The 21,028-nt window shown below is 73.9% G+C and carries 23 protein-coding genes and 1 pseudogene; 9 read left to right on the forward strand and 15 right to left on the reverse strand.

What is annotated here, in order from left to right:
* Positions 1-6: 6 nt before the first annotated feature.
* From NFX44_RS01410 to NFX44_RS01445, 8 genes and pseudogenes are all read right to left on the reverse strand, one after another.
* The gene (locus NFX44_RS01410; RefSeq protein ID WP_262281620.1) at positions 7-318 is read right to left on the reverse strand and encodes a hypothetical protein; all 312 of its coding nucleotides are present in this window, start codon (positions 316-318) and stop codon (positions 7-9) included.
* 122 nt (positions 319-440) lie between these two features.
* A complete protein-coding gene (locus NFX44_RS01415) occupies positions 441-878 on the reverse strand; it encodes a nitroreductase family deazaflavin-dependent oxidoreductase (protein ID WP_262281621.1) in 438 nt (145 codons plus the stop codon).
* Positions 879-933: 55 nt separating this feature from the next.
* A complete protein-coding gene (tnpB, locus tag NFX44_RS01420; protein ID WP_262281622.1) occupies positions 934-2,322 on the reverse strand; it encodes an IS607 family element RNA-guided endonuclease TnpB in 1,389 nt (462 codons plus the stop codon).
* Positions 2,312-2,890: pseudogene (locus NFX44_RS01425) on the reverse strand (IS607 family transposase). The gene tnpB and the pseudogene NFX44_RS01425 overlap by 11 nt, the downstream one beginning before the upstream one ends.
* 95 nt (positions 2,891-2,985) lie before the next feature.
* Positions 2,986-3,864: a hypothetical protein gene (locus NFX44_RS01430; RefSeq protein ID WP_262281623.1), complete on the reverse strand. Its 879-nt coding sequence runs from the start codon at positions 3,862-3,864 to the stop codon at positions 2,986-2,988.
* Positions 3,865-3,984: 120 nt separating this feature from the next.
* Positions 3,985-5,127 (reverse strand): hypothetical protein, encoded by a 1,143-nt coding sequence (locus NFX44_RS01435; RefSeq protein ID WP_262281624.1) that lies wholly within the window; start codon positions 5,125-5,127, stop codon positions 3,985-3,987.
* 119 nt (positions 5,128-5,246) lie between these two features.
* Positions 5,247-5,699 carry a pyridoxamine 5'-phosphate oxidase family protein gene (locus NFX44_RS01440; protein WP_262281625.1) on the reverse strand — a complete coding sequence of 151 codons (453 nt, stop codon included), beginning with the start codon at positions 5,697-5,699 and terminating at the stop codon, positions 5,247-5,249.
* A gap of 52 nt (positions 5,700-5,751) precedes the next feature.
* Positions 5,752-6,345, reverse strand: a complete 594-nt coding sequence (locus tag NFX44_RS01445) for a pentapeptide repeat-containing protein (protein WP_262281626.1) — start codon at positions 6,343-6,345, stop codon at positions 5,752-5,754.
* Positions 6,346-6,411: 66 nt separating this feature from the next.
* On the opposite strand from NFX44_RS01445, the gene NFX44_RS01450 reads away from it, so the two are divergent.
* Together NFX44_RS01450 and NFX44_RS01455 are read left to right on the forward strand one after the other, a co-directional pair.
* Positions 6,412-7,644, forward strand: a complete 1,233-nt coding sequence (locus NFX44_RS01450; protein WP_262281627.1) for a serine hydrolase — start codon at positions 6,412-6,414, stop codon at positions 7,642-7,644.
* A gap of 68 nt (positions 7,645-7,712) precedes the next feature.
* Positions 7,713-8,354, forward strand: coding sequence for an NAD(P)-dependent oxidoreductase (locus NFX44_RS01455; RefSeq protein ID WP_262281628.1), 642 nt, complete (start codon positions 7,713-7,715; stop codon positions 8,352-8,354).
* Positions 8,355-8,356: 2 nt separating this feature from the next.
* Here the strand turns inward: NFX44_RS01455 and NFX44_RS01460 are convergent, their stop codons facing one another.
* Together NFX44_RS01460 and NFX44_RS01465 are read right to left on the reverse strand one after the other, a co-directional pair.
* Entirely contained in the window at positions 8,357-8,821 is a 465-nt protein-coding gene (locus NFX44_RS01460) for a PPOX class F420-dependent oxidoreductase (protein ID WP_262281629.1), read from the reverse strand.
* A gap of 32 nt (positions 8,822-8,853) precedes the next feature.
* Complete coding sequence (locus tag NFX44_RS01465; RefSeq protein ID WP_262281630.1) at positions 8,854-9,495, reverse strand: hypothetical protein; 642 nt, start codon at positions 9,493-9,495, stop codon at positions 8,854-8,856.
* A 289-nt stretch (positions 9,496-9,784) separates the two neighbouring features.
* Between NFX44_RS01465 and NFX44_RS01470 the strand changes: the two genes are divergently transcribed.
* Entirely contained in the window at positions 9,785-10,561 is a 777-nt protein-coding gene (locus tag NFX44_RS01470) for a D-Ala-D-Ala carboxypeptidase family metallohydrolase (protein ID WP_262281631.1), read from the forward strand.
* An 87-nt stretch (positions 10,562-10,648) separates the two neighbouring features.
* On the opposite strand, the gene NFX44_RS01475 is transcribed toward NFX44_RS01470, so the two are convergent.
* The 3 genes from NFX44_RS01475 to NFX44_RS01485 all read right to left on the reverse strand — a co-directional run bounded on the left by NFX44_RS01475 (position 10,649) and on the right by NFX44_RS01485 (position 13,118).
* On the reverse strand, positions 10,649-11,101 hold the full coding sequence (locus tag NFX44_RS01475) for a hypothetical protein (protein WP_262281632.1): 453 nt from the start codon (positions 11,099-11,101) through the stop codon (positions 10,649-10,651).
* A 104-nt stretch (positions 11,102-11,205) separates the two neighbouring features.
* The gene (locus tag NFX44_RS01480) at positions 11,206-11,883 is read right to left on the reverse strand and encodes a response regulator transcription factor (RefSeq protein WP_262281633.1); all 678 of its coding nucleotides are present in this window, start codon (positions 11,881-11,883) and stop codon (positions 11,206-11,208) included.
* A complete protein-coding gene (locus NFX44_RS01485) occupies positions 11,880-13,118 on the reverse strand; it encodes a sensor histidine kinase (RefSeq protein WP_262281634.1) in 1,239 nt (412 codons plus the stop codon). Before NFX44_RS01485 ends, NFX44_RS01480 begins: the two co-directional genes overlap by 4 nt.
* Positions 13,119-13,250: 132 nt before the next feature.
* Here NFX44_RS01485 and NFX44_RS01490 point away from each other — a divergent pair, with 132 nt between their 5' ends.
* The 5 genes from NFX44_RS01490 (at position 13,251) to NFX44_RS01510 (ending at position 16,822) form a co-directional block, all read left to right on the forward strand.
* On the forward strand, positions 13,251-14,150 hold the full coding sequence (locus tag NFX44_RS01490; protein WP_262281635.1) for an ABC transporter ATP-binding protein: 900 nt from the start codon (positions 13,251-13,253) through the stop codon (positions 14,148-14,150).
* Positions 14,147-14,929, forward strand: coding sequence for an ABC transporter permease (locus NFX44_RS01495; protein WP_262281636.1), 783 nt, complete (start codon positions 14,147-14,149; stop codon positions 14,927-14,929). The genes NFX44_RS01490 and NFX44_RS01495 overlap by 4 nt, the downstream gene beginning before the upstream one ends.
* A 2-nt stretch (positions 14,930-14,931) precedes the next feature.
* Positions 14,932-15,546 (forward strand): hypothetical protein, encoded by a 615-nt coding sequence (locus NFX44_RS01500; protein WP_262281637.1) that lies wholly within the window; start codon positions 14,932-14,934, stop codon positions 15,544-15,546.
* Between the two features lie 145 nt (positions 15,547-15,691).
* On the forward strand, positions 15,692-16,255 hold the full coding sequence (locus NFX44_RS01505) for a heme-binding protein (RefSeq protein WP_262281638.1): 564 nt from the start codon (positions 15,692-15,694) through the stop codon (positions 16,253-16,255).
* 72 nt (positions 16,256-16,327) lie between these two features.
* On the forward strand, positions 16,328-16,822 hold the full coding sequence (locus NFX44_RS01510; protein WP_262281639.1) for a hypothetical protein: 495 nt from the start codon (positions 16,328-16,330) through the stop codon (positions 16,820-16,822).
* 110 nt (positions 16,823-16,932) lie between these two features.
* Here NFX44_RS01510 and NFX44_RS01515 read toward each other — a convergent pair whose 3' ends face one another.
* On the reverse strand, positions 16,933-19,056 hold the full coding sequence (locus NFX44_RS01515) for a hypothetical protein (RefSeq protein WP_369015316.1): 2,124 nt from the start codon (positions 19,054-19,056) through the stop codon (positions 16,933-16,935).
* Between the two features lie 369 nt (positions 19,057-19,425).
* On the opposite strand from NFX44_RS01515, the gene NFX44_RS01520 reads away from it, so the two are divergent.
* Positions 19,426-19,965, forward strand: coding sequence for a DUF1697 domain-containing protein (locus tag NFX44_RS01520; RefSeq protein WP_262281641.1), 540 nt, complete (start codon positions 19,426-19,428; stop codon positions 19,963-19,965).
* A gap of 44 nt (positions 19,966-20,009) precedes the next feature.
* On the opposite strand, the gene NFX44_RS01525 is transcribed toward NFX44_RS01520, so the two are convergent.
* On the reverse strand, positions 20,010-20,996 hold the full coding sequence (locus NFX44_RS01525) for an MBL fold metallo-hydrolase (protein ID WP_262281642.1): 987 nt from the start codon (positions 20,994-20,996) through the stop codon (positions 20,010-20,012).
* Positions 20,997-21,028 lie beyond the last annotated feature (32 nt).

The following is a 21,028-nucleotide window of genomic DNA, read 5'->3' on the forward strand; positions in this document are numbered from 1 at the left end:
CCCCGCTCAGGCGCCGGGCCGGGGCGGACCCGGCTCGGCGGCGGGGTCGCCGCGCTCGATGAGCGCGTCGATCTCCGCGGGCGGCAGGCCGCGCAGCGCCAGCACCTGCCGACCCCAGCGGTGCAGCCGGCACGGGTGCGGGCTCGCGTCGTTCCGGCAGATCGTCCCGCCGGACCAGCGCCGTGGCGCGTGCACCACCACCGCCCGCACCGCGAACTGGGCGTCCTCGCCGGTCACGTACGGCGGCAGCGGGATCTCCCGCAGCACGTCGCCGTCGGACGGCGGAAGGGAACGGACGACGCGGGCACTGCTGCTCATCGGTCGAGCCTCCACAGCGGATGGTCGGACGGTGACAGCGGAAACCTACGGCGGCCGGCGCCGGCCGCGACGGACAAACTGTCCCCGCGTCCGGGTCTCGCCCGCACCTCCCGGCCTGGGCGTCAGAGGCGTTCCAGCACCACCACCGGGATCTCCCGGTCGGTCTTCGTCTGGTACTCGTCGTACGCCGGCCAGGCAGCCGTCATGGTGCGCCACATCCGCGGCTTCTCCTCCGCCGTCGCGGTGCGCGCCCGGACCGGGAAGGTGTCCGGCCCGACCTGCACCTGCGCCTCGGGATCGGCGAGCAGATTGAGGTACCAGGCGGGGTGCTGCGGCGCGCCGCCCTGCGAGGCCACCACGAGGTAGGCGTCGCCGTCCCGGCCGTAGATCAGGGCGGTGCGGCGCAGCTTGCCGGAGCGCCGGCCACGGGTGGTCAGCAGCAGGGTGAAGACGCCGGGGCGCCACTCGTGGCCCTCCGCGCCGCCGGTCTCGACGTATCGCCGGATGTGCTCGGCCACCCAGCCCTCGGGGCTGTCCAGCACCTGCTCGCTCGTGGGCATCGGTGTCCCTCCCGGATCGTCGCTCGGCCCGCCGGGCCCACGCTACCGTTACCTTTCAGTGTGCTCTGGTGAGCATGTGATTGGCAGTCCCGCCATGCGGGACGGTCCCGGCCTTACCCACCTGTGCGGTTCCGGGTTGACGTTTCACGGCCACCGGCCCGCCGAGGCGGGTCTTACAGTCGGCTCCACGTCCTGCCACCGGGCCACTCCCGGCGGTTGTCGCCTCACGCGCGAGCGCGGCGAGGTTGCGTGCGGCGTTGACGTCCCGGTCGAGGACCAGGCCGCAGGTGATGCAGGTGAAGGTGCGCTCGGACAGGGCCAGCTTGGCTTTCACCGTGCTACAGGCCGAGCAGGTCTTGCTGGAGGGATACCAGCGGTCAGCCACCACGAGGTGGCCGCCGTTCCATGTGGTCTTGTACGCCAGCTGCCGGCGTAGCTCGCCGAAGCCGGCGTCGGCGATGCGCCGAGCGAGGCGCCGGTTGCGGAGCATGCCGGCCACGTTGAGGTCTTCGACCACGATGGTGCCGTACTCGCCGGCGAGGCGGGTGGTGAGCTTGTGCAGGCCGTCGCGGCGCAGGTTCGCCACCCGCGCGTGCGCCCGGGCCACCTGTCTGCGCGCGCGTTCCCACCGCCTCGAGGGCTGCTGGCCGCTACGCCGATCCGGGCCGACACGTCGTGACAGGCGCCGGGCGAGACGCCGCATTCGACGGGCCGCGTCCTCAAGGTGGCGCGGGTTGGGCAGGAGTGCGCCGGTGGACAGCACCGCCAAGTGCTTCAGCCCGACGTCCACGCCGAGCACCCCCTGCGGACGCGCGGGTATGCGCTTGACCCGGTCGACCTCAACGGTGAACGCGACATGCCACCGCCCGGCGTCACGGCGCACGGTAGCCGACATGATCCGGGCCGTGCCCGCTTCCAGGCGGCGGGCGAGCTTGCGGGCGGACTCGTGCAGCTTGAGCCGGCCCAGCCGGGGCAGCACGACGTGCTTGCGGTCCGGCTCCACCCGGATCGCGCCCGTGGTGAATCGCACCGACGGCGTGCTGCGGCGACGGGACTTGAACCGCGGAAACCCCACCCGCCGCCCCGCCCGCTTACCCGTACGCGAATCGGACCAGCTCTTCAACCCGCGGGCCAGCGCGTCGAGGCCGGTGTTGAACGCCTCCTTGGAGCACTCGGCCCACCACGGCGCCACGTCCGGCTTGGCCGCATTCCACGCCCTGCGCAACGCCGGCAACGACCACCCGATCGCCGGCGTCAAGCCCGACTCCGCGATGCCGTAGGAGCGTTCAGCAGCACGCTGCTGCATAACCGCCCTCACCCGGGCAAGCGCCCAGTTGTACGCCACCCGACCCGCACCCGCGTGCGCCAGCACCGCTCGTTCCTGACGCGGCGTCAGGTCCAGGGCGAACCGGTACGCCTGCACCACCATCACATCAATCACCATTGCCCGCTGCCGCCGCGACGGCCCGCCGAACCCGCTCGGCGGCGCCCCGACGCCCATACATACGGGCACACAGGCTGGTCAGGATCTCAGTGACATCCCGCACCAGGTCGTCGTCCACCTCCGCCGGGTCCACCACGAGCAGCCGACGGCCCTGAGCGGCCAGGGCCGCCTCGACAAACTCGGTGCCGAAGCGAGCGGACCTGTCCCGGTGCTCTACCACGATGGCCGTCACCGTCGGGTCGTGCAGCAGGGCGAGGAACTTCTTGCGATGTCCGTTCAGCGCGGACCCGACCTCGGTCACCACCCGAGACACCGCCAACTGCTGTCCAGTCGCCCACACAGTCACCCGCGCCACCTGCCGGTCCACCCCAAACCGCTGGTCAGCCGACGAGACCCGGCGTACACCACCGTCTGCCCACCACTGGGAGCCGCCGCGGCGAGAGGTTCAGCCACCATGATGAGCCGGCCCATCCGATACGTCGGAACAGGCAACGTCCCCCGCCGCGTACTGCCGCCGCGCGGTCACATACGCGGCGCCCTGGGACGCCGCCCACTCCTTCAAATTCACGCCTCCCACCATAAAAGTCTTAAAGGGCACTAGAGATCACTGCCGCACTACCTGTTGTCTGCCCCCGGCGGCCGCCTGGCACCGGACGATCGCGGTCAGCGCAGCGCGACCGCCTGGAGGCTGACGTTCCCGCAGTCCCCCAGTGATTCCTCGACCGTCCAGTTCATCAGCAGCTTCGCGCCCGCCGGGGCGCGGAACCGGATGGTGAAGTCGGCGGTCCGCACGGTGTGCGGGTCCTCCAGGCGGACCGTGCTGGCCGGCCCGCCGCCGGAGATCCGCAGGTCGAGGCGGGCGCGGGCCATCCACAGGCCGGCATAGAGGTGCACGGTGCGGGGCTGGCCGTCCGCGGCCACGGCCAGCGTGAAGCCGCTGCCCCGGTCGCAGGTGTACACGCCGGACATGGTGCCGTCCGCCGAGGCGACCGGGGCGCCGTCGCGCCAGGCGTACGCCTCGGGGTTGTTGCTGTAGCTCTGCCGGCGGCCCCGGCCGCCCTCGTCGCGGATGTCGCCGGAGCCGTGCCGCTTGCGCACCGTCGTCCGGGCGCCGAGGTGTCCCCACTGGACCCAGTCGACCGCGCCCACCGCGCTGAGGTCGACCCGCGCGGGCACGTCGGCCTGGCTCACGGTCAGCGTCGGCGGCACCGCGGGTGTGGACGGCGACGGGCTGGGCGAGGGTGGGCGCTGGCGGGGGCGCAGCCCGGGCGTGACGGCCCCCGGCTGCGTGCCGCCCGGGGGCGGCAGCACGGGCCGGCCGGTCGGCGCGACGGGCAGCACGGCGCTCTCCTCGCGGGGTGTGTCGTGCCGCTCGGTGCCGAGGTAGGCCACCAGCGCGGCCAGGCAGGCGAACGCGGCCAGCGCCTCCAGCAGCCAGCGCCGCCGTTGCCGGGCCCGTGCGAGCCGGCGGAGCGCCGACCGCGTCTGCCCGTGCGGGTACGACTTCCGGTCACCGACCCGACCGTGGTCCTGCTGCCCCACCGAACCTCCGCTCACCGCCGCGCTCCGGCCGCCGGTTCACGTTTCCATCATGGGCCGCGGTGCGCCATATGTCGGCGGGGGGCAGTTTCCAGTTCGTTACCAATCGGTAGCGACGGCGGCTCAACTCACCGTGACGGCCTCCACCGTCACCCCGTCGTTCTCCGCGCCCACCACGGTGAGCGCCCGCCAGGTGATCAGCAGCCGCTGGCCGCGCGGCGCCCGGAAATGGACGACGTACTGGAAGAAGCGGTCCCCGGCCGCGAGGGCGACCTCACGGACGGCCGGGTCGCCGCCGCCGGAGAGCCGCACGTCGAGCCGGGCGCCGGCCGAGAACGCGCCGACGAAGAGCCGGACGGTCCGCAGGTCGCCGCTGCCGGCCACGCTCAGCGCGAAGCTCTTCCCCGCGCCACGTTGGAAGACTCCGGACCGGGTCCCGTCCTGCCGGGCCGTCGGCGTGCCGTCCGTCCAGGTGAGAGCGGCGGCGCCGGCGTTGTGTTCCAGGCGGTCGCCGCCGAGCTCGCCGATCTCGCCGGTGCCCCGCTGCTTGCGCTGGATGCTCGCCGCGCCGGTGCCGCCCCAGTGCAGCCAGTCCCGGTGGCCGAGCACGGTCAAGGACACCGACGGCGGCACCGGCTCCTGGTCGAGGTTCAGCAGCGGCCCGCCGGGCAGGGCCGGGTTCCCGGTCACCGGCACCACGGTCGGCGGCGCGGCGGTCGGCGCCGGAGCCGGGGCCGTGGGCGCGGCCGCCGGCACGGTCGGGCGGCCGTCGGGTTCCGCGCCCCGACCGGCGTACGCCAGCACCAGCACCAGCGCGGTCAGCGCCGCCCCGGCGAGGATCATCCGCCGCCGGCGACGCCGGGCGCGGGCCACCCCGACCCGGGTGGGTTGGTCGGGCGCGACGCCGACCGCGGTGCGGACCCTGGCCGCGGCCGGACCGACCAGCCCGGCGAACCGGGCCGTGACGCCTTCGGGGGCGGTGTGCCGCACCGGCGCGGCGGGCCTGGCCGCCGCCGCGGGTGGCGCGGCCGGGTCGGCGCGGCCGGGCACGTCCGGGATCGGTGGAACGGGGGGCACGGCCGGGTCGGCGCGGCCGGGCAGGTCCGGGGCCGGTGGGGCGGAAGGCGCGGGCGGCGGGGCGTCCGGGTCGCCGGCCAGCCGCCAGGGTCCGGGCGGCGGCTCCGCCGCGCGGGCCGGCTCGGCCGGTACGGCCGGCAGCCACCCCCCGACCCGGATTCCGGTCTGCGTGAGTTCGTCCTCAGCCACCGACCCCTCCCTCGGCCACCGGCGCCGGCGGCCGTCCCCGTGGCCCGCCGCAGGGAGGATGACACACACCTCGATCTTCGAGAAGCCGTCGACCGGAGGCATCTTCCCGACAGCACCGGTCAGCGCCGCTCGCGCCGCCGCAGGCCGAGGTCGGGATGCCAGCTCTCGATCACCAGATGGTCCGGCGGATCGCCGACCCGGGTGAGCACGACCTCGGTCACCTCGATGCGGAACAGGTGCGAGCCGTTCTCGCCCGCCGGCTCCTCGTGCGCCCGCCCGGCGATCTTCGCGTCCCCGCCCCAGGCGGTCGGGTCGTCCTCCGGGGTGTCCTCGGTCGGGCTGTGCAGCGCCACCCGCGGGTCGCGGCGCAGGTCGAGCGCCTTCAACGCGCCGGCCATGCTGCCCAGGCGGAGCTGCCCGTCGTCGGCGAAGTCGAACTCCGTGCCGCTGATCCGCGGCGAGCCGTCCCGCCGCAGGGTCGCCATCGTGCCGTGCTTGCGGACGGCGAAGCGGGCGCGCACCCGCGCCGCGAAGTCGGGCTCGGACGTCACCAGGTCGGACCACCATGTCATGCGGTCAGCCTGCCCGGAATACCTGACAACCCGCGGCGTTTTTCCGCGCCGGTCAGCGGATCTCGAAGCCGAGCGCCTGCGCCAGCACGACGGCCTGCTCGGCGTCGACGAGCGCGCCGGCCCGTTCGACCGCCGTCGGGTCGAGCGCGGTCAGGTCGCTGCCACGCAGGTCGGCCCGGCTCAGCTTGGCGGCGTGCAACTGGGCGCCGGAGAGATCGAGGCCGGTGAGCACCGCGCCGGTCAGGTCGGCGCCGGTCAGGTCGGCCTCACGCAGGCGCGCGTCGGTGATGCGTACGCCGCGCAGGTCGGCACCGGGCAGGGCGACGAACGACCAGTCGCCGCCCTCGACCCGCAGCGGCCGCAGGTCGCACTGCTCGAAGCTGCTGCCGACCAGCTTGCAGCCGGTGAACTCGGCCTCGAAGAGGTTGCAGCGCTTGAAGGTGCAGCGGGTGAAGGCCGAGTCGGTGTGCCGGGAGGAGTTGAGGGCCACGTTGCCGAAGACGCACTCGGTGAAGGTGGCGCCCTGGCTGACCGCCTCGGTGAGGTCGACGTGGAAGAACTCGCACCGGACGAAGTGCCGGTCGACCAGCTCCTCGGCGTACCAGTCCTGGTGGCGGTAGGTGACGTCCTCGGCGGCTTCCGGCATGCGCCCGAGACTAGTGTGTCCGGCCGACACTTCCCGCCCGCCGTACCGGCCGGTAGGTTCGGCGTCGTGAGCGTCGCAGTGAGCACCGACCCGGCCCGCATCGGCTTCGACCCCGCCCGGCTGGCGCGGATCGACGAGCACTTCGGCAGGTACGTCGACGACGGCCGGCTCGCCGGCTGGCAGATCGTGGTGACCCGCCGGGGCGAGATCGCCCACTCCGCCACCTACGGGCTGCGGGACCGGGAGGCCGGCGCGCCGGTCGAGCCGGACACCCTCTGGCGCATCTACTCGATGACCAAGCCGATCACCTCGGTGGCCGCCATGATGCTCTGGGAGGAGGGCCGGTTCGAGCTGAACGACCCGATCAGCCGCTGGCTGCCGGAGTTCGCCGACGTGCGGGTCTACGACCGCGGTTCGGTGCTCAAGCCGTACACGGTGCCGGCGGTCGAGCCGGTCCGGGTGTGGCACCTGCTCACCCACACCGCCGGCCTGACCTACGGCTTCGCCCAGGTCAACGTGGTCGACGGCCTCTACCGGGCGGCGGGCTTCGACCTGGGCGTGCCGGCCGGGGCCGACCTGGCCGAGGCGACCCGCGGGATGGCCCGCCTGCCGCTGCTCTTCCAGCCGGGCACCAGCTGGAACTACGGCGTCTCGACCGACGTGCTGGGCCGGCTGGTCGAGGTGGTCTCCGGGCAGTCGCTGGACGCGTTCTTCACCGAGCGGATCTTCGGTCCGCTGGGCATGACCGACACCCGCTGGTGGGTCGACGAGCCGGACGCCAAGCGCCTGGCCGCGCTCTACGCGCCGCACCCGGCCACCGGTCAGGCGGTCCGCGCCGAGGCGATCGGCCGCTACGCGCTCCGCGCGCCGGAGTGCCTCTCCGGCGGCGGCGGGCTCGTCTCCACGGCCGCCGACTACCACCGGTTCACCCAGTTCCTGCTGCGCGGCGGCGAGCTGGACGGGGTCCGCCTGCTCGGCCCCCGCACGGTGCGCTTCATGACCCGCAACCACCTGCCCGGCAACCGGGACCTGGCCTCGTTCTCCCCGGAGGGCTTCGCCGAGACGATCCTCGACGGGGTCGGCTTCGGGCTCGGCTTCGCCGTGATGCTCGACCCGGTGCCGTCCCGGGTGCCGAGCAGCGTGGGCGAGTACTACTGGGGCGGCCTGGCCAGCACCGCCTTCTGGGTGGACCCGGTGGAGGAGGTCACGGCGCTGCTCTTCACCCAGCTCATGCCGTCGAGCACCTATCCGCTCCGCCCCCAGCTGCGCCAGCTCGTCTACTCGGCCCTGGTCGACTGACCACCCGACGCCCGGCCGGTTCCTCGGAACGGCACCGGTCGGGCGGCCCGCTCCCTAGCCTGGGGAGCATGAGCGACATCGTCGTGTTCGGCGCCGGCGGCACCGCGGGCTCCCGGATCGCCGCCGAGGCGGTCGAGCGGGGGCACCGGGTCACCGCGGCGGTGCGCCGCCCGGAGGCGACCAGCTACCTGCCGCCCGGGGTCCGCACGGTGACCGGTGACGCGACCTCGGCCCGGAGCGTACGGGAACTGGCCGCGGACGCCGACGTGTTCGTGGTGGCCATCGGCGGCGGGGAGCGGGAGCTGTGGCGCGACGCGGCCCGGACCCTGGTCGACACGCTGCGCGAGCTGCCGGACCCGCCCCGGGTGATCCACATCGGGGGCGGGGCGACGTTGCTGACCCCGAAGGGCACCCGGTACCTGGACGAGCCGGACTTCCCGGAGGAGTACCGGGACTCGGCCCAGGGCCAGGCCGACGCCCTGGACTTCTACCGCTCCTCGGCCGACGGCGTGACCTGGACGTACGTCTCGCCGCCGCCGCTGGAGTTCCACCCGGGCGAGCGGACCGGCCACTACCGGACCGGCACCGACCAGCCGGTCACCGACGCACAGGGCCGGTCGGTGCTCACCTACGAGGACCTGGCGGTGGCGATCGTCGACGAGATCGAGAACCCGCGGTTCGGCAACGCCCGGTTCACCGCCGCGTACTGAGGTCAGTCGGCCAGCCGCGCGGGGAAGCCGCCGGTGGCGATCGGCCCCCAGCTCTCGATGGTCACCCGGATCAGCGACTTGCCCTGCCTGACCATCGCCTCGCGGTACTCGTCCCAGTCCGGGTGCTCACCGGAGATGCTGCGGAAGTAGTCGACCAGCGGGTCGAGCGCCTCCGGCAGGTCGAGCACCTCGGCGGTGCCGTCGACCTGCACCCACGGCCCGTTCCAGTCGTCGGAGAGCACGCACGCGGAGACCCGGGGGTCGCGGCGGATGTTCGTCACCTTGGCCCGCTCCGGGTAGGTGGAGATCACCAGCCGCCCCTCGGCGTCGACCCCGCAGGAGACCGGGGAGGACTGCGGGCGGCCGTCGGCGCGGGTCGTCATGAGCACGACCCGGTGCCGGGGGCGGAGGAACTCGGTGAGGGCGTCCCGGTCGACCCGGGTGTTGCTCGCGATGCTGCGTGCCATGCCTCGGTTCTACCAGGCGGGCCGGGCGTGCCTCACCGCGGACGGCCGGCGCTGCGGCGCGGCGAGACCTGCGCCGGCACTCGCGGCCGCACGCTGGCCCGCCAGGCGCGGCCGTTCGCGTAGATCACCCGGAAACCGAGGTACGAGGCGAGCGGCGCCCAGTGGGCCGAGCCCATCCGCAGCTCGGCGGCGTTGTGCCGCTGCCCGTTGGCCAGCACGTCGAGCAGCACCGTCTCGAACGCGGCCGACTCGACCCAGTCCACCTCGCGGGTGAAGCCGCAGACCAGCGCGGCCCCGGTGACGTCGAGGAAGTCGCGCAGCGCGGCGTCGGAGGCGCGCAGCACCGAGCAGCTGCCGAAGTAGAGGCGGCGTCCCTCGCAGCGGCCGGCCATCCGCTCGGCGACGTCGGCCAGCTCGACGGAGTCCCAGTCGGTGAGGCAGAGCCGGCTCGGCTCGCCGTGCATGGCGAAGAATCCGACCCGGAAGTCGGCGTACTGCTTGAGCAGCCAGCGGTCGAGGAAGTAGAAGAGCTCGTCGCGGGTGGCGGCGTCCTTGTGGATGAAACGGATCCGGCCCAGCCGTTCGAGCAGTTCGAGGGTGGGCAGGACGGAGCCGCGCTCGTTGAGGTCCCGGTGCCACTGCCCCTCGACGCAGAAGACGCCACCACGCGCCAACGCCCACCTCCCCCGCCTCGGAGGCAGACGTTACCGGGCGGCGAGGGCGAGGGGACATCACCCTCGGTGGGGCCCCTTGACGGGTTCCGTCACGGACACGCGGTTCCCGGCGCGAATGGGTGTTTCACAATCACCGCAATCCACAGCTAATACCCAGTCACGGCCTAATGTGAGAGCAATTCCGGTTATTTGCCACGAACCATCAGGAGTGCTGCGACGGTGGAAGTACGGGACTTACCGGTCGATGTCCCGGCACAACCCCACATCACTCTCCACTCGGAGGAACGCAGTGCGCATCAACATGCTCAAGCGGGCCATGGTCGCGGCCGCGCTGGCCCTGCCCGGGGCCGCGGTCGCCACGGTCGTCGCCGCGCCGGCGGCCCACGCGGACGGCTGCTACACCTGGCCCCGGAACCTCTACCAGGGGCGGTCCGGGGAGGACGTCCGGCAACTCCAGATCCGCGTGGCGGGCTGGGCCGCGTACCGGGACATCGTCCGGGTCGACGGCATCTACGGGCCCGAGACGGCGGCCGCGGTCCGCCGCTTCCAGTCCGCGTACGGGCTGCCCGCCGACGGCGTCGCCGGCCCGCAGACCTTCGCCAAGATCTACGACCTCCAGGACAACGACTGCACGCCGAAGCACTTCAGCTACGCCGAACTCGACAACGGCTGCGGCAAGGGCGGGTGGAGCGGGGGTCCGCTCTCGTCGACCGCGACCCGGGAGAACGCGGTGCGCACCATGTGGAAGCTGGAGGCGCTGCGCCGCAGCCTCGGTGACACGCCGCTCTACGTCAACAGCGCCTTCCGCAGCATCGCCTGCAACCAGCAGGTCGGTGGCGCCTCGGACAGCCAGCACCTCTACGGCACCGCGGCCGACGTGGTCTCCCGCAGCAGGACGCTGTGCCAGGTGGCCCAGTCGGCCCGCAGTCACGGCTTCAGCGGCCTCTTCGGCCCCGGCTACCCGGGGCACAGCGACCACGTCCACGTGGACTCCCGCCGGGAGAACAACCGGGACCGGTCGGCGAACACCACCACCTGGTCCGCCCCGAACTGCGGGGTGAGCTGAGCCGATGGTCGAGGGCGGCCCGGCCGCAGGGGTGGGGGCTCCCTGCGCCGGGCCGCCGTCGGCAGCCCCGGGGGCGCTGAACGGTCGTCAGCTCGCCCGGGGCCAGCGCGGCCGGGTGGCGGGGGGCGCCACGGGCCGGCCGGTACCGCCGGGCCGGAGAGCGGGCCGCACCGGAGGTGCGGCGACCCGGCCGGCCGGGCCGCGCGGGGACGGGGGCGCCGTCGGCCGGCCGGCTGACGGCCCGGACAGCACGAACGGGAAGGGCACGTGCACGAACGGGTTCCCGTGGCGCACCAGCGCGTCGATCTGGCGCTCGTTGAGGCCGTGGATCTCCAGCACGCGCCGCCCCCACCGGTGCAGCCGGCAGGGGTACGCGGACCCGTCGTTGCGGCACTTCGGTCCGGCGGGCCACTCCTCGGCGGCGTGCACCACCACCGCCCGGACCGCGAGGCGGACGTCCTCGGGGGTCAGCGGCGCCGGCACCGGCACCTCACCCAGGATCTGATCGATGGGATCCGTCGACTGCTCACCAACTCGCACGGCAGGCCTCCCGCAGCTCGGCAGCGGTGCGGCGGACCGGCCGCACCACATCCTCGACCACTGGTACGGCCCCGCGCCGGCAGGAGTTCAATCCCGTCCGGCGGTCACACCAGCCCGGCGTCCTGCACCAGCAGCGCCACCTGGACCCGGTTGTTCAGATCGAGCTTCGTGAGCAGGCGTGACACGTACGCCTTCACGGTCGCCACGCTCATGAACAGCTCCGCGGAGATCTCCGCGTTGCTCCGGCCCCGCCCGAGCGCCACGGCGACCTCCCGTTCCCGCTCGGTCAGGTCGTCGAGCCGCCGCAGCGCCCGCTCCCGCCGGTCGTCCGCCGACCGGGCGGGCACCGGCGCGGTCACGTGCGCGATGAGCTTGCGGGTGACCGCCGGGGACAGGGTCGCCTCGCCGGCCGCGACCCGGCGCACCGCCGCCACGATCTCGGCGGGCGGGGTGTCCTTGAGCAGGAAGCCGCTCGCCCCGGCGCGCAGCGCCCGCAGCACCTGCTCGTCGGCGTCGAAGGTGGTCAGCACCAGCACCTCGGGCGGGTCCGGCGCCGCCCGCAGCGCCTCGGTGGCGGCCAGCCCGTCGACGCGGGGCATCCGGATGTCCATGAGCACCACGTCCGGGGCGTACGCGGCGACCGCGGCGGGCACCTCGGCGCCGTCGGTGGCCTCGCCGACCACCCGCACGTCCGGCATCCCGCCCAGGATCATCGACAGCGCGGCCCGGACCAGCGCGTCGTCGTCGACGATCAGCACCCGGACGGGCGGCTCGGCGGTCACGCGGGGGCCCAGGGCAGCCAGGCGGTGAGCCGGAAGTCGCCGCCGGCGTCCCGCCCGTGGTCGAGCCGGCCGCCGGCCAGGCTGACCCGTTCCGCGACGCCCACCAGCCCGGTCCCGGTGCCGGGGATCGGCGAGCCGGCCTCGCCGACCGGCCACGGGTTGCGGATCTCCACGGCCAGGCCGTCGCCGGGGCCGCCGGCCAGCCGGACGGTCACCACCGCCCCGGGTGCGTGCTTGCGGGCGTTGGTGAGTCCCTCCTGCACGATCCGGTACGCGCTGCGCCCGACCGCCGCCGGCACCGCCGCCCGGTCGGCGACCTCGTCCACAACGCTGACCCGTACGCCGGCGGTCCGGGACTCGGCGACCAGGGCGGGGACGTCGCCCAGGGTGGGTTGCGGGCGCTCGGGGGCGGCCTCGGCGGACGGCTCGGTGCGGAGCACGCCGATCACCTCGCGGAGGTCCTGGAGCGCGGCGTGTGCGCTGGCCCGGATCACGCCGGCCGCCCGGGCGACCTCCTCCGGGGGCGCGTCCGGGCGGAACTCCAGAGCGCCGGCGTGCAGGCTGAGCAGGGAGATCCGGTGCGCGAGCACATCGTGCATCTCCCGGGCGATCCGGGTGCGTTCGAGCTGGCGGGCCTGGTCCAGCCGGAGCTGCTGCTCGGCCTCGGCCCGCTCGGCCCGGTCGCGCAGCGACAGCACGAGCTGGCGGCGGGCCCGGACGAACAGCGCCCAGGCCACCGTCCCGCCGATGAAGAGCAGGGTCCAGGCCACGGCCGCCCAGAACGGCAGCACCGGGTCGGGGCGGATCGCCAGGTAGAGCGGCGTCGTCACGAGGTGCCAGCCGACCAGCGCCAGGGCCACCGCGAGCCGCTGGTGCACCACGAGCGTGAACAGGATGATCAGCAGCGCGATCCCGGAGGTGACCGAGAAGAGGGCCAGCGGCGCGGCGGCCACGGCCAGCCCGACCGGCCAGCGCCGGCGCAGCCAGAGGGCCGCGCTGACCAGCAACCCGATGGCCAGGTCCAGCTGGTTCAGCCAGCCCGGCCCGAGGTTCAGCGCGAATTCCGGCTCGGGCCGCATCGAGTCGGCGTAGGAGAGCAGCACCCAGGCCACCGAGAACAGGAAGGCCAGGCTGTCGACCAGCCAGTCCCGGGGCGTGCGCCGGGGCACCCGCGCGGTGGGCGCCAGAGATCCCGGCAGCAACCAGGGGTGATCGGGTACGACGGCGCTGCTCATCCACCCATGCTAGGAAGCCCGTCGCGGCCCCGACAGCTACCAAAGTCGACGCCTGCGGATAGACCGAGGTATCGGCGGCTCCCGACCGCCGGCCGCAGCGGGCGACCGGGTGGCCCCGGCAGGCTCGACGGCATGATCGAAGTCGACCACCTCACCAAGCGGTACGGCCCGCACACCGCCGTCGAGGATGTCTCGTTCCGCTGCGAACCGGGCACGGTGACCGGTTTCCTCGGCCCGAACGGCGCCGGCAAGTCCACCACCATGCGGATGATCTGCGGGATGACGACGCCCAGTGCGGGCGGCGCCACGGTGGCCGGGCGGCCCTACCGGGAGCTGCCCAACCCGGGGCGGGAGATCGGGGTCCTGCTCGACGCCTCCGCGCAGCACGCCGGGCGGACCGGTCGGGAGGCGCTGACCCTGGCCGCCCGCACCATGGGTGTGGAGCGCGGGCAGGTCGCCGCGAAGCTGGACCTGGTCGGGCTGAACGACACGGCGGCGCGGCGGCGGGTCGGGGCGTACTCCCTGGGCATGCGGCAGCGGCTCGGCCTGGCGCTGGCGCTGCTGGGTGACCCCCGGGTGCTGATCCTCGACGAGCCGGCCAACGGCCTGGACCCGGAGGGCATCTTCTGGATGCGCGGCCTGCTGCGCGACTTCGCCGACCGGGGCGGCACCGTGCTGCTCTCCTCGCACCTGCTGCGCGAGGTGGAGGCGGTGGCCGACCGGCTCGTGGTGATCGGCGCCGGCCGGGTGGTCGCCCAGGGCGGCAAGGACGAACTGCTGGCCGGCGCCGGCACCCTGGTCCGCGCCCGGGACCAGCACGCCCTGCGGCTCACCCTGGACCGGGCCGGCCTGCCGGCGACCGTCGGCACCGACGGCGGCTACGTCGTCCGGGCCGAGCCGGAGTCGGTCGGCCAGGCCGCGGCGGACGCCGGGCTGGTCCTCACCGAGCTGCGCCCGGCCGGCAGCGGCGGCCTCGAACAGCTCTTCCTCACCCTCACCGCCGGCGCGTCCACGAAGGAGGCCGTCCGATGACCGCCGTCACCGCCCCCGCCCCCACCCTGCGGGGCTCCACCGCCGCCGGTCCCTCGCTGGCCCGGCTGACCGCGGTGGAGCTGCGCAAGCTCGCCGACACCCGGGCCGGACGCTGGCTCCTGGTCACCATCGGGCTGGTCGCGGCCGTCATCGTGACGGTGCAGGTCTTCGTGCTGAAGGACGCGGATCAGACGTTCACCGCCTTCTTCACACCGTCGCTGTTCCCGGTCGGGCTGCTCCTGCCGGTGCTCGGCATCCTGTCCATCACGGCGGAGTGGTCCCAGCGCACCGCGCTGACCACCTTTGCGCTGGTGCCCCGCCGGGAGCGGGTGGTCACCGCGAAGCTCGCCGCGGTGGTGCTCGCCGCGCTGGCCTCGGTGCTGGTCAGCCTCGCCGTCGCGGCCGCCGGCACGCTGGCCGCCCGGGCCACCGGCGGAGCCGGGACCTGGACCTTCGACTGGCACCTGCTGCCGTACGCGGCGGTGTTTCAGGTGGCGAACGTGCTGATGGGCGCGGGCTTCGGTCTGCTGCTGCTGAACACCCCGCTGGCGATCGTCACCTACCTGCTGCTGCCGACCGTGTGGAGCGTCCTCGCCGCGATGATCCGCGCGCTGCGCGAGCCGGCGCGGTGGCTGGACACCTCGGTGACCATGGAACCCCTGCTCACCCCCGACATGACCGCCGGGCAGTGGGGGCGGCTCGGGGTGTCGCTGGCCGTCTGGCTGCTCGTCCCGCTGGCCGCCGGGCTGGTCCGCACGCTGCGGCGGGAGGTGTCCTGACCGTGGCGCGGGGGTCCGGCGAGGCCGTCGTGGTCAGCGGCGGCGCCGGCGAGCTGGTGCTCATGTGGGCCGGGTTCCCGCTGCTGGGGGCGGGGCTGGGCGCGGCGCTGACCGCCGCGTCCGGCTGGGTGGCCGACCTGCCCTGGTTCCCCTTCCAGGGCTGGTTCGCGCTGCTGCACCGGTGGCCGCCGGAGCGGTCGTACCCGGTGGGGGCGGGGGTGGTCGCGCTGGCCGGCCTGGTGCTCGCGTTGCTCGGCACCCGGGAGCGGCTGACCGTGACGGTCGGGCGTGCCTCGGTCCGGCTGCACCGGGACGGCCACGGCCGGGACGTCGCCCGGGCCGGGGTCACCGGGGTGTTCCACGACGGGAAGGCGCTGGTGCTGCTGGACGCCGACGGCGGCGAGCTGGCCCGGGAGCCGTCCGACCTGAGCGGGGAGAGGCTGCGCGCGGCGCGCGGCGTTCACCGGGCAGGGCTGGCCCTGGGTCGAGCAGGACCCGTACGGGTCGGCGTACCGGCGGTGGGTCGAGGGCCTGCCGGGGCTGCCGGCCGGGGCGGACGCGCTGCTGCGGGCCCGGCAGCGGGCGGTCGACGCCGGCCGGGCCGGCGAGGCGGCTGAGCTGCGCGATGAGCTGGCCCGGCTCGGGGTGGTGGTCCGGGACGAGCGGAAGCGGCAGTACTGGCGGCTGGTCCCCGGTCCGCCGGACCGGGACGGCGTGCGGCGGTAGCGTCGGCGGTGGGACCACCGAGGGCGGGAGGGTGCGATGACCGAGCGGCAGCCGTACCGCGTGGTGGCCCGTCACCCGGGGTTCGAGCTGCGCCGCTACCCGGCCCACCTGGTCGCCGAGGTCCGCGTCGCCGGGTCGTTCGAGTCCGCCGGCAGCGCGGCGTTCCGGCCGCTGGCGCGGTACCTCTCCGGGGCGAACCGGTCGCGCCGGGCCGTCCCAGTGGCCGCTCCCGCCATGCCGGGACCGGCCGGCTCGGAGCGGATCGCCATGACGGTCCCCGTGCTGCAGATCGAGGGCGACCGGCCGGGAAGCTGGCTGGTGCAGTTCGTGATGCCGGCGGCGTTCACCCCGGCCACGCTGCCCGAGCCGGCGGACCCGCTGGTCACCACCCGGGAGATCGCGGGGCAGCTCGCGGCGGCGATGCGGTTCTCCGGCCGGTGGACCGCGCGGACGTTCGAGCGGCGGGCCACGGCGCTCGGTCGCGCGGTCACCGCCGCCGGCCTGACCCCGACCGGCGCCGTCCGGTACGCCCGCTTCGACCCGCCGTGGAAGCCCTGGTTCCTGCGGCGTAACGAGGTCGTGCTCCCGGTCGCCGATTAGGCGGCGGCCGGCACGGCCGCCCGGGCCACCCTTAGACTCGGTGACCCCGCTGCCCGCCGGATGGGAGACCCCGTGCGCCGCTGGTCCGCCGCCCTGGTCCTGGTGCTGCTGCTCGCCGGTTGCGGCGGCGGCGCCGAGACGACCGTCCTGCCGGCCTGGGAGGGCCCCTCGCCGACCGCGCCGGCCCCGCTCACCGCCAAGGAGGCGAAGGGCCGGTACCTGGCCGTCGTGGCGCCGTACAACACGGCGCTGGAGGAGCTGGAGGCGGCGTTGAAGGCCGGCCGGCCGTGGCGGACCGTGCGGGGCCTGGCCGGGACGGTCGCCAGCACCAACGCCGCCCACGCCGAGCAGCTCCGCACCACCGTCTGGCCGGCGAAGGCGCAGGCCCCGATCGCCGCGCTGCTCAAGGAGAACGAGGTGGCGCTGCGGCACTGGCAGCTCGCGGCCAAGGCCGGCAGCGCCGCGGTGCTGATGCGTGAGATCCGCGCCGCCGCCGCGCACGACGGCGGCGCGCAGGCCGACAAGGTACGCGTCGCCCTCGGCCTGCCCCTCTACCGGGACTCCTGACCCCGGCGCGATGAGCGATCCCGCGATCGCGCCAGGTGGCGACGGCGGCGGTCGACTGTTCAGGTGAAGGACGCTCGGGATGGTGACCCGGCCCGAACGGGAGGGCCGAGCTACTTGCCGTTGCCCGTGTTCGTCACCCGGAAGGTGTAGTCCGCGTCCAGGTAGGTGAGGTCACCGGTCGGCAGGTTGGAGATCAGGACGGCGAAGTCGTCCTGGTTGCCGTTGGCGCACCTGGTCCGCAGGCCGCTGGCGGTGAACTGGTCGCCGGTGGACCGGTAGACCCAGTTGCCCGCGCCGTCGGTGGTCTCGCCCGGCGAGGTGACGCCCGGCGTGAGGTCGCAGTGGCTGACCACCTGGACGGTCCAGTTGTTGTCCTGCACGCCGCTGGTGGCAAACCAGTTGCCCGCCGCCGAGGTGAGGGTCGCGTCGGCGCCGTTGACCCGGACGTCGTCGACGAACCAGCCGGTGTCCATGTACGCGGCGTCCGTGGAGTACCGGAACCGCACGTCCGTGGTGCCGGCCGGCAGGTCGGCGGTGAGGTGCTGGTAGACCGGGTCGTCGACGAAGTACTGGCCGCCGGAGGTGCCGGTCAGGCCGTTGCCCTCCTCGTTGTTGCCGTGCGGGTCGTCGTTGGTGGTGACGACCTGGCCGGCGTCGGTGCGCAGCGGCACCGTCACCCAGTTGCCGCCGACGAGCGCCTCGACGAAGCCGTAGTCCCAGCCCTCCTCGATGAAGTGCCAGCTCCAGAAGTCCAGCGAGGTCACCGCACCGGAGGTGGACACGTCGAGGATGTTGTCGTTCTGGCTCTCGTAGCCGGCGTACCAGTGGGTGGTGCCGGTGTGCGGCGGGATCACCGTCTCGTCGTCGCCGTCGAAGGCCAGCGCCACGGTCGGGCCGGGGTTGCGGAACCGCTCGACCGACATGCCGAACGGCACGGCGGTGGTGTCCTGGCGGTTCTTCAGCCGTGCCCACTTGGCCTCGGGGGTGGCGCCCTGGTAGCGGCCCCGACCGGACCAGAACACGTCGTCGGCGATGTCGATGGTCCAGCTGGTGTCCGCCGGGTCGCCGAAGTCGAACGCCTTGATGTCGTAGATCGGCGAGTCCTCGTCGTCCAGGTAGACCGCCACCGACCAGTCGCGGAACAGGTCGGCCGCGCTGCGCAGGTGCGCGCCGGTCGCCGCGTTGAAGTCGTCGATGGCGTTCTGCACGCCGGCCATGCCGTCGGCCTGCTCCTCGAAGATCTTCTTGATGAGCAGGTCACCGGCCCTGCCGTCGTACTGCTTGTCCGGGGTGTAGGTGCCGTCGCCGTTGCCGCCGGCCTGCTCCCACAGGTACTGGAAGTAGGTGAACGAGGCGCCGTAGTTGGCCAGGGTGCTGCCCCACCGGGTCAGCGAGGTCTCCTCGTAGAAGACCTGCTGGTTGGTCAGGTGCGAGCCGCCGGCGTCCAGGCCGTTGAGGAAGATGGCGAAGTCCGCCAGGCCCTCGTCGACCCAGGACAGCTCGCCGGGGTCGCTGTAGTTGTGCAGGAGGTGCTGCAGCTCGTGCGCGACGGTGCCCTCGTACAGCTCGGGGCGGTCGTTGGCCGGGTTGGCGTCCCGCCACGGCGAGTCGTTCGGCCCGACCCGGTTCGCCCAGTCCAGGGCGTCGACCACGATCACGTTCATGCCGACGCTGTCGATGAAGTCCGGCGCGAAGTAGCCGGCCGTGTACGACGTCTGCGCGCAGTCGTAGTAGGCGTCGTCCTGGATGTTGTAGAGCACCATGACCAGCGAGTCGCTGGCCGGCTCGTCCGGGTCGGCCGCGTCCATCGGGCCGAAGTGCTCCTCGTCCACGGCGACGATCTGGTCGGCGAGCTTGTCCCCGACGTAGTCGATCTGCGCCTGGGTGAGCGCGAACTGCGCCGCGGTGGCCGTGGCGCAGGGGGTGAACGCGTCGCCCGGGTTGTGGTCGAACTGCGGGTCGAGGCTGGCCACACCGACCGGCGCGGTGCCGTCGAGCGGGGTGCCCTCCGGGACGTAGATGTAGACCGGGGTGCCGTCCGGTGTCGTGTTGGCGTAGACCCGGGTGAAGTCCTGGTTGTAGGTGCCGCCCGCCGCGCTGTCGTTGATCGGCAGCGTGATGGTCGGTTCGCCGGGAAGGTTCTCGTGGTCGTTGGCCTGGGCCGGGGCCGAGACCGTGAAGGCGAGCGCCGTCACGCCCGCCACCGCGGCCGCGATCCGGCTCGGTCGTCGCATTCGCACGTGGTGCCTCCTGCCGTGAGGCGGTGATCAGCTCCGGCCACCGCCGTCGGGTGTGCAGTTGCCCCTCGCCGGCGCTGCCGAGGCGGCGGCTGACCAGGGGAATTTTGTCTTCAGGCAACCACTTGCGACGGTGGCGGGGGAGGCGGCCGCAGGTCACAAATTCGTCACGAAGGCGAGTCAGCTGACCGCACGTGTGACCCCCGCCGGCGGCCGGCCGATCCGGGCCGGCGGATCGGCTGAGGGGCCGGCGTCCACACGGCCGTCCATCTTGTCCCGACCGGGCCGAAGCCACCACCGTTCGGGTCCGGGGCCCCGGCACGCTCTAGGCTTGGTCGTCGAGTGACGCCGGCGCGAGGAGGCACCATGACCCGCTACGCCGCCCTGCTGCGCGGTGTCAACGTCGGCAGCACCCGGCTCGCCATGGCCGACCTGCGCCGCATCGTCACCGACCTCGGGCACGAGGACGTCAAGACCTACCTGCAGAGCGGCAACGTGGTCTTCAGTAGCCCGCCGACCAAGGACGACCTCCTGGCCGAGGGCATCGCCCGCCGGCTCGCCGACGAGCTGGACCTGCGCGTGCCGGTGCTGGTGCGCAGCGGCGACGAGCTGGCGGCGGTCGCCGCGGCCAGCCCGTACGCCCGGAAGCAGGACGACCCGACGCGGATGCTGGTGGCGTTCCTCTCGGCCGCGCCGAGCCCGGCCCGGGTCAAGGAGCTGGCCGCGCCGGCCGGGGAGAACCTGGAGTTCACGGTCGACGGCCGCGAGGTGCACCTGCACTTCCCCGACGGCGGCTACGGGCGGACGAAGTTCACCAACGCCCAGCTGGAGAAGAAGCTGGGCGTGGTGGCGACCACCCGGAACTGGAAGTCGGTGCTGGCCCTGCGCGACCTGACCACCGGCTGAGCGGAGGGACCGGCCCCGTGGCCCGGCCCCTCCGCGACCGATCCTCAGAAGTGGTACGCCGTGTGGTACTCCGGCACCAGCACACGGCTGCGCGGCGACACCTTCCGCACTGCGGCGATCAGGTCGTCGAGGCGCTTGCGGTCGTTCGGCGCCACCGCCGGCGGGTTCGTCAGCGGCGTCTCGAAGTTGTCCCAGTGCACCGGCACCACGACCTTCGGATAATCGAGGGCGGCCATCAGCCGCGGCACGTAGTCGGCCGTGGCGGTGGTCGCGGCGGAGGCCACCATCGCCACGTCCGGAGCCAGCCCGGCCAGGTTCCGCTCGGCGAAGTCGCTGGCCCCCATGAAGAACACCGACGGGCCGCCGTCGACGCGGATCTGGTACGCCAACGTGTCCCCCTCGGGCAGGTCGGAGATCTTCTCCGGCCTCAGCGGCCGGCTGACCCGCACCCCGGGGAAGGCCATCGACCAGGCGGCGTTGCGGCTGTGCAGCGAGCTGACCACCTCGACCGTGTACGCGCCGAAGTCGAGCACCTCGCCGCCGCGGGCCGGCGCGAGCTGCCCGCTCGGCAGCCCGTACGCCAGACCGAGATGGTAGGCGGTCAGCGTGCCGACGACCCGCGCGCCGGTGCGCCCGGCGATGTGCGGGACGTCGTTGAAGTGGTCCCAGTGGGTGTGCGTGACCAGGATGTTCTCGGCCCGGTCCACCAGCCGGTCGACGACGGCCGTGTCCACCTTCAGCGGGGTGTTCTCGTTGAACGCGCCCGTGAACAGGCCGGTGTCGTAGCGGCTCAGGTACGGGTCGACCAGCACCGTACGGTCGCCGATGTCGATCCGCCAGCCGGACGTACCCCACCAGCGGAAGCTGACCGCGCCGGAGCGCCGGGGCCCGGCGGCAACCGGGGCGGCCGTGGCGGCCTGGGCCGGAGCGGCGGATGCGCCGGCGACCAGGCCGGCGGTGGACACGGCGGCGGTGCCGACGGCGGCATCGAGCAGGAAGCGGCGGCGGTCGTAGGGGCGTTTGTCGAGCATGAGGCGTCCTCCCCGGCGGGACAGGTTGATCG

This window comes from Micromonospora sp. MA102, from assembly GCF_025460765.1.
GTDB lineage: Bacteria > Actinomycetota > Actinomycetes > Mycobacteriales > Micromonosporaceae > Micromonospora > Micromonospora halotolerans.

Coding starts and splice junctions, on each gene's coding strand:
- NFX44_RS01410 (WP_262281620.1), bottom strand. CDS start 318: ATGAGCAGCAGTGCCCGCGTCGTCCGTTCCCTTCCGCCGTCCGACGGC.
- NFX44_RS01415 (WP_262281621.1), bottom strand. CDS start 878: ATGCCCACGAGCGAGCAGGTGCTGGACAGCCCCGAGGGCTGGGTGGCC.
- tnpB (WP_262281622.1), bottom strand. CDS start 2,322: ATGGTGATTGATGTGATGGTGGTGCAGGCGTACCGGTTCGCCCTGGAC.
- NFX44_RS01440 (WP_262281625.1), bottom strand. CDS start 5,699: ATGACATGGTGGTCCGACCTGGTGACGTCCGAGCCCGACTTCGCGGCG.
- NFX44_RS01445 (WP_262281626.1), bottom strand. CDS start 6,345: ATGCCGGAAGCCGCCGAGGACGTCACCTACCGCCACCAGGACTGGTAC.
- NFX44_RS01455 (WP_262281628.1), top strand. CDS start 7,713: ATGAGCGACATCGTCGTGTTCGGCGCCGGCGGCACCGCGGGCTCCCGG.
- NFX44_RS01460 (WP_262281629.1), bottom strand. CDS start 8,821: ATGGCACGCAGCATCGCGAGCAACACCCGGGTCGACCGGGACGCCCTC.
- NFX44_RS01485 (WP_262281634.1), bottom strand. CDS start 13,118: ATGAGCAGCGCCGTCGTACCCGATCACCCCTGGTTGCTGCCGGGATCT.
- NFX44_RS01490 (WP_262281635.1), top strand. CDS start 13,251: ATGATCGAAGTCGACCACCTCACCAAGCGGTACGGCCCGCACACCGCC.
- NFX44_RS01495 (WP_262281636.1), top strand. CDS start 14,147: ATGACCGCCGTCACCGCCCCCGCCCCCACCCTGCGGGGCTCCACCGCC.
- NFX44_RS01505 (WP_262281638.1), top strand. CDS start 15,692: ATGACCGAGCGGCAGCCGTACCGCGTGGTGGCCCGTCACCCGGGGTTC.
- NFX44_RS01515 (WP_369015316.1), bottom strand. CDS start 19,056: ATGCGACGACCGAGCCGGATCGCGGCCGCGGTGGCGGGCGTGACGGCG.
- NFX44_RS01520 (WP_262281641.1), top strand. CDS start 19,426: ATGACCCGCTACGCCGCCCTGCTGCGCGGTGTCAACGTCGGCAGCACC.
- NFX44_RS01525 (WP_262281642.1), bottom strand. CDS start 20,996: ATGCTCGACAAACGCCCCTACGACCGCCGCCGCTTCCTGCTCGATGCC.